The organism is Bacillus sp. GMa5/1 (genome assembly GCF_050172015.1).
GTDB lineage: Bacteria > Bacillota > Bacilli > Bacillales > Bacillaceae_G > Bacillus_A > Bacillus_A cereus.
In genome coordinates this window covers 1-4,927 of record NZ_JBNLYC010000247.1, presented here as the reverse complement: position 1 = coordinate 4,927, position 4,927 = coordinate 1, and the positions used below count along the sequence as shown (strand labels likewise).

Below are 4,927 nucleotides of genomic sequence, written 5' to 3'. Positions count from 1 at the left end.
AACTTTTGGAGAAGAAACGGGATAAATTAAAGGGAGTATTACATGATTTATTATTAATAAATGAAACTTCTAATTCAATTATAGGGATAGATTTAAGTGTACTACATTTACTCGCATGTTCTAAGTGTAGCAAAAAATTAATTCTTCACGATGGAATTATTACTAACAATCAAATTACAGAGGGGAAGTTAATTTGTAATTGTGGTGAAGAATACATGATTACTTCAGGAATTGTAATTGCTGGTAAATTATTTAAAGCAAATGAGCGGACGTCACTTGATGATACTATTGCGGATTATATTCATGAAACTGATAATGCTTATTTGGAAAATATGCATAGAGAAGGGGAATGGGCGAAAAAGAAACTATTACATTTAGATTTAAATAACAAATTAATACTAGATATAGGATCGGGACTCGGATTCTTTTTGAGAAATATTTGTGAAGAACTACCAGAAGATTGCCTATACATTGCAGTGGATCGAGATTTAGATAAACTTTTATTTTTAAAAGATGTATTAGCGAGAAAAAATCCTAAAAGAAACATTCTCTTTATTTGTGCTGATTTTTTGAACATCCCTATTCAAAATCAGTCTGTTGATATTGTAATTGATCACTCTGGTACGAGCAATTATAGTTTTGAGCATGAGAATTTTTTACTTCACGAATTAAATCCACTTTTTAAATCTGATTGTTATTTATTAAGTTTATTTATTTTATTTAAAAATTTCAGCTCAAATAGTCAAATTACAAATAACTTTCGAGCAAATTTTTCACTTTCAAAAGTAACGAAAGAAATCCAAAATCTACAGTTTCAATCGATTGATGAAAGTACTTCAAATTATTTGATACGAGGGGGAAAGTACGAGGATTTCTTTGTTCAAGGAGAAGAAATTTATACATATTCATTTTTCGGAAAAAGATGGGGTTAACCCCGTCATAAAAAGTCCGTTTTTATAACGGGACTATTTATGACGATTCCTATCTATACTTTTTACGATGAAAAGAAAAAGAGAATGTTAATCTAAATGTTTAGCACTCACTGGACAGTCTCTTGTCGGTGTATGTCTAGTAAGAGAAAAGATAGCCAAACCTAAAGATAATAAAACTAAAGATCCACCAACCCAGGCCATATTGGCGACATTATGTACTTGTTTTAAAGCTATACCTCCAACTGCAGAGCCGAGTGAAATTCCTATTTGTAGGGCTGAATTATTAAAACTTTGCTGTATATCTGACGTATCCGGGGCAGTTTGGATTAAATAACTTTGTTGAGGTGGTGCAAGCCCCCAACTCAATGCAGCCCAAACTATCATAACAGGAATAAATAGGATAATAGAAACTGCAGTAAACGGTAATATAAATAAGATTAGAGCAAATAGAGTAATAACTATCAAAATACTTTTTTGAGCGCCTATTTTATCTGATAATACACCGCCAAACGCACCGCCACTTACTGCAGCTATACCAAACACTAAATAAAATATGCTAATCCAATAAGGGCTTAGGTGAAACTTATTTTCTAAAAAAGGAGTAAAATAAGCATATAGAGTATAGTGTCCTGCTAACATAAACATGGTAGCTAGATGGGCAGATCCTAGTTTAAGACTACAAACGGCCTTTAATTGGATAGATAAAGGAGTTCGGTTTTCCTCTCCAGGTATTTTATCTAAAAATACTGAAATTAAGATAATAGACCCCAATGATAAAATAGCTATACATAAAAAAATAATTCTCCAGCCAAATGTGTTTGAAATTAATATGCCTAGTGGTACTCCTAGTACAAGTGAAGAGCTAATGCCCATATAAATTAATCCTAATGCTTTTGCTCGATAAGCGGGATTAACAATTTTAGCTGCAATTGTTAGGGAAAGTACTACAACTAAAGCAGTACTCATAGCAGTTAAAATTCTTGCTATCATCATAAAAGTAAAGTTCGGACTAAAATAAGTAAGTAGATTACCAATTAGAAAAATGTAAAGTGAAATAATATATAATTTTTTTCTTTCCACTTTACTTGTGAAAATCAATAATACAGGACCTGCTATTGCATAAGTAAAGGCGAAAATTGTAATTAATTGACCAGCAGAACTTAATGAAACATTAAAATCTTTAGCGATGTCTGGCAATATTCCTCCAACGATAAGCTCTACAAGACCTACCGCTATCGTTGCTAAAGCTAATATAAATACTTTGAAATTCATTTTTTATATTCCCTTCTCTGCATTATTTACCGTAGAACAAAAAAACTCCTGACTACAAACGCTAAAAGACGCATTTTGTAGTCAGGAGTTGTTGGTTCCTGGTAGAGACCCCCAAGCCATATTCTTGGAGTTATACATGATTCTCATATGTAATTAATCAACGTAATAGAAGATACCATATTATTTTTTAGATTTCAATAAAAAATTTGCATTTGTACATGTGATCTTATTAATCATTTTATTTTTTATCGTTGTAGGAGGCACTAATATCTTCAGTTGATGTGCACGGGGTTAACCCCATCTTTTTTCATTTCTTTGTAGTAATTTTTAAACACAGTGTATTGATATTGGGTTAACCCGAGAATTTACACTTTATGTAATACAAAGAAAAGTGGGGGAAAAGTGATGGGAAGTTTACGATTACATATAGAAAATAAAAAAAGAAACCAAGAACTAAGAAATATTTGTTTATATTCAATTGCAAAAACAGTATCACTATTCGGTAGCTCAATTTATAGTTTTGCATTAGGATTGTATGTTTTACAAATAACTGGATCTGCGTTACATTTTGCGATTACGCTCATATTAGGAACGATTCCAATGATTGTTATGAATCCATTTGCTGGTGTCATTGCTGATAAGGTTGATAAAAAGAAACTCGTCGTTTGCATGGATGTACTAAGCGGGTGCTTATTAATAACTGTTTATATATTAAGCAACTATTATGGATTAAACTTATTCATTATTTATACTACTACCTTTCTTATGACAGTATTTACAACGTTTTTTGGAATAGGATTAGAGGCCGTAAAACCGAATATGGTTACTAAAGAACGGTTAATGAGTATTAATTCTATAAGTAAAATTATCGATTCTATATCTTTAATTTTAGGGCCTATGTTAGGGGGGATTGTTTTTGCAGTCTTTGTTATTAAAATTTTTATAATTATAAATGGTATTTCATTTATCCTTTCGGCTATTTCTATATTGTTTATTAACTTTAAATTGTTTGAGCAAAACATAAATGAGGAATGTTCAATTAGAGAAATTAATTTTATTGAAGATATAAAGGAGGGATACTCTTACTTATTGGAGCGGAAAAGCTTAAAAAATACTTTTAGTATTTTAATTTCTCTTAATTTCTTTTTAGGCTTTGCTGTAACCGTTCCGTTGCCATACATTATTAACACAGTTCTCAATCTTAATTCTAAGCAATTTGGTATGATTCAAGGGACTTTTCCGATAGGTATGATAGTTGGTGCAATATTAGTAAAAAAGATAACTGATTGTTTTTCTTATTCTTATCTATTGAAAAAAATAAGTTTTATGTTGGCAATTTTTATGATAGTTTCAGGAATACCTGTTTTATTTAAACCTATTGTAGTAAATAATTTGGTATATGTTACTACGTATTGCATGATTATGTTCTTTTTAGGATTTATGATAGCACAAATTGATATTCCTTTAATGTATTTCATGCAAAATGAGATTCCTGAAGAATATAGAGGAAGAGTTCTTAGTATTGGATTAAGCTTAGGTAAAATAATGCAGCCAATAGCACTTGCAATATCAGGACTGTTATTAAATTTCATTCCAGCCTACACGCTTCCCATTGCAGGAGGGGTTGTATTTTTTACTTTGAATAAAATTTTAGCAAATAAGTTAAATTTAGAAATTCATTCAAAAGATTATAGTGTTTAACGTAACTTAAAAAGCGCAGGATCAGCATCCTGCGCTTTTCTATCGTAATTCAGCTGTTTTTCTAATAACAATCTTATCAATATCATCTTCTTCATCACCAATAAATAACCCGCGCTCTTTTAAATACGCTTCAAAATATAAATCTGCTTCTGCACGTTCATCATACGGTTTTACAGATAAAACGAAACCTAATTTGTTTTGTTCTTCTAAATGAGAAGTGGAGATGTAAGCCGGTACATTGTGGCGTAAAAAGAGTTCTTTAACCGGAATAATCATATCTTTCATTAATTTCGTTAACATACCCATTTCAAACTCGAAATTAAAGCGATCTATACTACATAAATCAGCGAATACTACACCAATAAAACCTGTATTAAATACTTCTTGATATTCTACTTCTTCATCATTACCATAAAAATTCTTTTCGATTAAATAATTTACAAAATAAGCAATACCATCACTTTGTTCAAATGGTTTCGTTGAAAGAACAAAGCCGATTTTCTTTTGTTTATGTAAATACACACATGACATGTATGCTGAAATGTTATGTTCTTTAAATAGAGAACTTGTTGCCCCAGAGAGGCCATCAAGTACGTGATGAACAATTTGAAGTTTTTTACGAGCGAAATAATAGGATTTCTTTTGTAACTCCAATGTATCAATAAAGACAGAGCCGATAAAGCCTGTATTTGAAATAATAGGTGCTTGCTTTTTTCTTCCTCTGCGCTTTAATGGAGCCATTGTTAAAATCATCCCTTCATGTACAATTAAAATAAAAAGAACGTTTGTTCGTATATTTATATTTTACTATTAAAACGCTATAAAGTAAAGGGTTTTTGACGAAAAAACAACAAAAAAGACACCTGTAAAGGGTGCCTTAAACGCTGTAGGGAAGAGGGTTCATCCCTACAATTTATATTATGATACAGAAACAATCTCTTCTGTATCTTCTACATCTAAATGACAGTCCATAGTACGAACATCTTGATCTTCATGACTTCCGAAATAAATAGTAATTTTCA

The 4,927-nt window shown here is 30.9% G+C and carries 4 protein-coding genes and 1 riboswitch; of the genes, 2 read left to right on the top strand and 2 right to left on the bottom strand.

All coding sequences use genetic code 11. The features are described from left to right. Nucleotides 1–932, top strand: a 932-nt coding sequence (locus tag ACQGSG_RS26565) for a class I SAM-dependent methyltransferase (protein ID WP_426948420.1), incomplete at its 5' end; no start/stop codon positions are given. Nucleotides 933–1,019: 87 nt separating this feature from the next. On the opposite strand, the gene ACQGSG_RS26560 is transcribed toward ACQGSG_RS26565, so the two are convergent. Then, a complete protein-coding gene (locus ACQGSG_RS26560) occupies nucleotides 1,020–2,204 on the bottom strand; it encodes an MFS transporter (RefSeq protein ID WP_001009821.1) in 1,185 nt (394 codons plus the stop codon). A gap of 58 nt (nucleotides 2,205–2,262) precedes the next feature. Continuing rightward, nucleotides 2,263–2,362, bottom strand: a riboswitch (purine riboswitch). Between the two features lie 247 nt (nucleotides 2,363–2,609). Here ACQGSG_RS26560 and ACQGSG_RS26555 point away from each other — a divergent pair. Next, nucleotides 2,610–3,905 carry an MFS transporter gene (locus ACQGSG_RS26555; RefSeq protein ID WP_426948417.1) on the top strand — a complete coding sequence of 432 codons (1,296 nt, stop codon included), beginning with the start codon at nucleotides 2,610–2,612 and terminating at the stop codon, nucleotides 3,903–3,905. A gap of 39 nt (nucleotides 3,906–3,944) precedes the next feature. On the opposite strand, the gene ACQGSG_RS26550 is transcribed toward ACQGSG_RS26555, so the two are convergent. Then, nucleotides 3,945–4,658, bottom strand: coding sequence for a hypothetical protein (locus ACQGSG_RS26550; RefSeq protein WP_058839778.1), 714 nt, complete (start codon nucleotides 4,656–4,658; stop codon nucleotides 3,945–3,947). Nucleotides 4,659–4,927 lie beyond the last annotated feature (269 nt).

Excerpts from the sequence above, each read along its gene's own strand:
- ACQGSG_RS26560 (WP_001009821.1), bottom strand. The coding sequence starts at position 2,204 with ATGAATTTCAAAGTATTTATATTAGCTTTAGCAACGATAGCGGTAGGT.
- ACQGSG_RS26555 (WP_426948417.1), top strand. The coding sequence starts at position 2,610 with ATGGGAAGTTTACGATTACATATAGAAAATAAAAAAAGAAACCAAGAA.
- ACQGSG_RS26550 (WP_058839778.1), bottom strand. The coding sequence starts at position 4,658 with ATGATTTTAACAATGGCTCCATTAAAGCGCAGAGGAAGAAAAAAGCAA.